Genomic DNA, 3,814 nt, shown 5'->3' on the forward strand with positions numbered 1-3,814 from the left:
TTGCTTATAACTTGCCGCCGGACAGGCAGACCATGACCTTGTCGCCCTCTTCGATCATATTGAAGTCGGCAACCGCCTCGCCGGCCAGCCGACGCAGACGTTTCTGCAGTTTGTTCTGATTGACTGAGAGGGTGCCCATGTACTGAAGGTATCCGCCGATGACGTGAGAAAAGGCGGTCATTTTACGCATAACCGACAAGGGGTTAAACAGGCTGCGTACAGGTCGGCCTGGCTATCGATGGCGCCCCTCGATGGCAAGCGTCTGAAACGACCACCGGGCAGCCGGTATTGTCAGAGCATAGCGACATTGCGGCATACTTGGCGCACTGGAGACCCATAAAGCATGCACGAACAACTCAATTCCCGCGTTGAAACCTGTTACCAACAAGCCGAAACCTTCTTCAAACGCACCTTCAAACGCCCGGTGGTCAGCTTCCAGCTGCGCGGTCAAAAGGCCAGTGTCGCGCACCTGCACGAGAACCTGTTGCGCTTCAACCCGCAGCTGTACCATGAAAACGCCGAGGACTTCCTGCGCCAGACGGTTCCGCACGAAGTCGCGCACCTGGTCGCTCATCAGCTGTTTGGCGGCAGCATTCAACCGCATGGCGAAGAATGGCAGTTAATCATGCGCGGCGTCTATGAACTGCCGCCCAACCGCTGCCACACCTATGCGGTCCAGCGGCGCAGCGTGATCCGTTACATCTACCGCTGCCCATGCCCGGACAGCGACTTCCCGTTCTCGTCCCAGCGTCACGGCATGGTTCCCAAGGGCCGGCGTTACCTGTGCCGCCGCTGCCGCGAGCCGCTGGTGTTCAGCGGCGAGACGCGCACGGAATAATCCCCGACAAAACGCAGGCCTAAAAAAACCCATCCGAAGATGGGTTTTTTCATGGCCTGAAGTTATCAGACGGTCTTGGTGGTGTTCACCGCATTGGCCGGAGTCGGGCCTTCGGCAACGCCGAGGTCGTCTTCAGGGCGGGTTTCCAGGATGGCGCTGCCACCGGAAGCCAGCTCGGATTGCAGCTTGTCGGTGTCCAGCTCGCCGACCCACTTGGCAACCACGACGGTGGCAACAGCGTTACCAACCAGGTTGGTCAGGGCGCGGGCTTCGGACATGAAGCGGTCGATACCCAGAATCAGCGCCAGACCGGCAACCGGCAGGTGGCCGACAGCCGACAGGGTGGCAGCCAGTACGATGAAGCCGCTACCGGTCACGCCAGCAGCACCTTTGGACGACAGCAGCAGCACCAGCAACAGGGTGATCTGGTGAGTGATGTCCATGTGCGTGTTGGTCGCCTGAGCGATGAACACGGCAGCCATGGTCAGGTAGATCGAGGTACCGTCCAGGTTGAACGAGTAGCCAGTCGGGATAACCAGACCTACAACAGACTTCTTGGCACCCAGACGCTCCATCTTGATCAGCATGCGTGGCAGGGCCGATTCTGAAGAGGAAGTACCCAGTACGATCAACAGCTCTTCACGGATGTAACGAACCAGCTTGAAGACGCTGAAACCGTGAGCGCGGCAGATGGAGCCCAGCACAAGCACCACGAACAGCACGCAGGTAATGTAGAAGCAGATCATCAACTGACCCAACTGCACCAGCGAGCTTACGCCGTAGGCACCGATGGTGAAGGCCATGGCACCGAACGCACCGATAGGCGCCAGCTTCATGATCATGTTGATGATGTTGAACATCACGTGGGCGAAGCGATCGATGAAGTCCAGAACCGGCTTGCCGTACGAACCCAGACGATGCAGGGCGAAACCGAAGATCACCGAGAACATCAGGACTTGCAGGATATCGCCGTTGGCGAACGCGCCGACGATGGTGTTCGGAATCACGTTGAGGATAAAGCCGACAATGCTCTGGTCCTGGCCCGCAGTCACATAGGCTGCGATCTTGGAAGCATCAAGCGTGCTCACGTCGATGTTCATGCCGGCACCCGGCTGAACCACGTTGACCACGATCAGACCGATCAGCAGGGCGATGGTCGAAACGATCTCGAAGTACAGCAGCGCATAACCACCGGTCTTGCCGACCGACTTCATGTTCTGCATGCCGGCGATACCGCTGACGACCGTACAGAAGATGATCGGAGCGATGACCATCTTGATCAGTTTGATGAACCCGTCACCCAGCGGCTTTAAAGCCTTGCCGGTGTCCGGGTAGAAGTGACCGATCAGGATACCGATGACAATCGCTACGATTACCTGAAAATAGAGGGATTTGTAGATGGGCTGACGAGTCGTCATTGCAGTTTTCCTCAAGGGCGTCGTCGGCATCTTCACCTGATGCACGCGAGCCTATAAAGCGCTAACCCTCCTGCACTGGAGGGATTTGTTTTGTCGAGCTGCACAAGGCAGACATCTACCCTCTGAATAGCAATAGCCGTGCCATGCAATCAAAATGATATCAAAACCCCGCTCAGCAAGGGTTATACGGGTAACAGTAGCCGGGAATCGAAAGAAGAGGTGGCGGTTTTCCGCCGTATGAAGGAAAAGTCGGGGTGTCAGTGGCGGATATCCGCCTTTGGCGTGACACCGAATGAGCGTGCAGCTCGCTCTTGCTCAGCGAGCAGATGCGTACGGGCATGCCTGGAATATTTGAAGCTGCACGAGCACCTGAACGGCACTGCCCCCAGATGCAGACGTTTCAGCAGAACCTGCTGTCAGCTCGAATCGTGGACTGGCAGAGGTGTCAGCTCAAAAATCTTTAAGGATGGTGCGAAAACGGCTGCTGGCGATGGGAGAGGTGCGCCTATAATGCGGAAAAACGCCTTGGAAAGGTGCTGTTTGAAGGAAAATCGATGAGTTAACAGCGCAAAAATGTCTGATTATCTGATCGGGCGAGGTTTTTTGAACCTCAGGCCATGAAGGCATCAAAAATCGATGCTTACTTCAGACCTTCCTTAATCTGTTCTCTTCATTGTTTCAAAAAAAACGGGCACTCTTGCAGGGCATTTTGTGTACATGATTATTGATTTATGATATCCGTCTGCATCTGAGCCAAGCTTGATACACGCATTGAAGGCGTATTGACATCAAGATTATCAGAATTAACGGCAAGCTGCACCTGGAAGTACCACTTACAGCAGAAGCCATGAAATATAGAATCTTCGGCGCCAATGCTGGCAGAGCCGTACACATACCTACTACAGGCACGGCAAAAGCGTTAAACTCTTCTGCGAGGTTACACTCAGAGGGCGCCAGAGGGTTCCCAAAACTCATCGGCGGCAACATAATAGGGCTGGCTTTGGCTGTGGGGCCGCAGGCTTATATGGATGCCAAAAGCTCCAACTCGATGGGCGAGTTTTTAGATAAGTCTGCCGACACACAACCTACGAATCTCGCCGCGTTTGGCGCTGGGTTTATAGCCACGGTAGTGATAGGGACAAGCGCACCGCTCGTCATCATTATCGCTGCAGGGATAACAGCTGGAATGGCCGCACAGTACTTTATGGGAGAGTCCGGCTGGGACAAATCTATTGCAGAACGTTTGAAACAGTGGAGAGCCTCATGGTAGATACACAACCCAATTCTATCAGAAAAGTGCTCTATGCCAGTATGCTGTTACTTTACTTCTTTATATTCATACTGTCATCCAGCTCCCCCCTTCTTCTTTGGCTCGCAACAGGTTCTTTTTTTGTATTCTTGGGGCGCACACTGTTCCTGATTTATGTGAATGAGCGCTTCTCTGCTTTTGCCACGCAATTTTATGCCGGGCGGCGGCAAAAACTGAGCGCAACACCTGACCAATCCGGTACGGTGAACCTATGTCATATCATGAACTCAGCATTGAAGAACGCATCAC

3 protein-coding genes and 2 pseudogenes are annotated in these 3,814 nt (G+C 54.4%); 3 read left to right on the plus strand and 2 right to left on the minus strand.

All coding sequences use genetic code 11. From position 1 onward, the window contains the following. Positions 1-10: 10 nt before the first annotated feature. Positions 11-139 (minus strand): annotated as a pseudogene (locus DW49_RS1000000131440) (tRNA 2-thiocytidine(32) synthetase TtcA); the annotation flags it as partial. A gap of 204 nt (positions 140-343) precedes the next feature. Between DW49_RS1000000131440 and DW49_RS0127610 the strand changes: the two are divergent. Further along, positions 344-838 carry a SprT family zinc-dependent metalloprotease gene (locus DW49_RS0127610; protein WP_024421544.1) on the plus strand — a complete coding sequence of 165 codons (495 nt, stop codon included), beginning with the start codon at positions 344-346 and terminating at the stop codon, positions 836-838. Positions 839-903: 65 nt separating this feature from the next. Here DW49_RS0127610 and DW49_RS0127615 read toward each other — a convergent pair whose 3' ends face one another. Then, positions 904-2,256 (minus strand): dicarboxylate/amino acid:cation symporter, encoded by a 1,353-nt coding sequence (locus tag DW49_RS0127615; protein ID WP_005616340.1) that lies wholly within the window; start codon positions 2,254-2,256, stop codon positions 904-906. An 847-nt stretch (positions 2,257-3,103) separates the two neighbouring features. Between DW49_RS0127615 and DW49_RS0127620 the strand changes: the two genes are divergently transcribed. Both DW49_RS0127620 and DW49_RS1000000133490 read left to right on the plus strand, forming a co-directional pair. Further along, positions 3,104-3,526: a hypothetical protein gene (locus tag DW49_RS0127620; protein WP_024421545.1), complete on the plus strand. Its 423-nt coding sequence runs from the start codon at positions 3,104-3,106 to the stop codon at positions 3,524-3,526. After that, positions 3,520-3,814, plus strand: a pseudogene (locus DW49_RS1000000133490) (hypothetical protein); the annotation flags it as partial. The gene DW49_RS0127620 and the pseudogene DW49_RS1000000133490, both read left to right, overlap by 7 nt.

Origin of the sequence: Pseudomonas avellanae BPIC 631, assembly GCF_000444135.1 — a bacterium.
Classification (GTDB): domain Bacteria; phylum Pseudomonadota; class Gammaproteobacteria; order Pseudomonadales; family Pseudomonadaceae; genus Aquipseudomonas; species Aquipseudomonas avellanae.

Bases quoted from the DNA above. Each gene is read 5' to 3' on its own strand.
- DW49_RS0127620 (WP_024421545.1), top strand. From the start codon at position 3,104: ATGAAATATAGAATCTTCGGCGCCAATGCTGGCAGAGCCGTACACATA.
- DW49_RS0127615 (WP_005616340.1), bottom strand. From the start codon at position 2,256: ATGACGACTCGTCAGCCCATCTACAAATCCCTCTATTTTCAGGTAATC.
- DW49_RS0127610 (WP_024421544.1), top strand. From the start codon at position 344: ATGCACGAACAACTCAATTCCCGCGTTGAAACCTGTTACCAACAAGCC.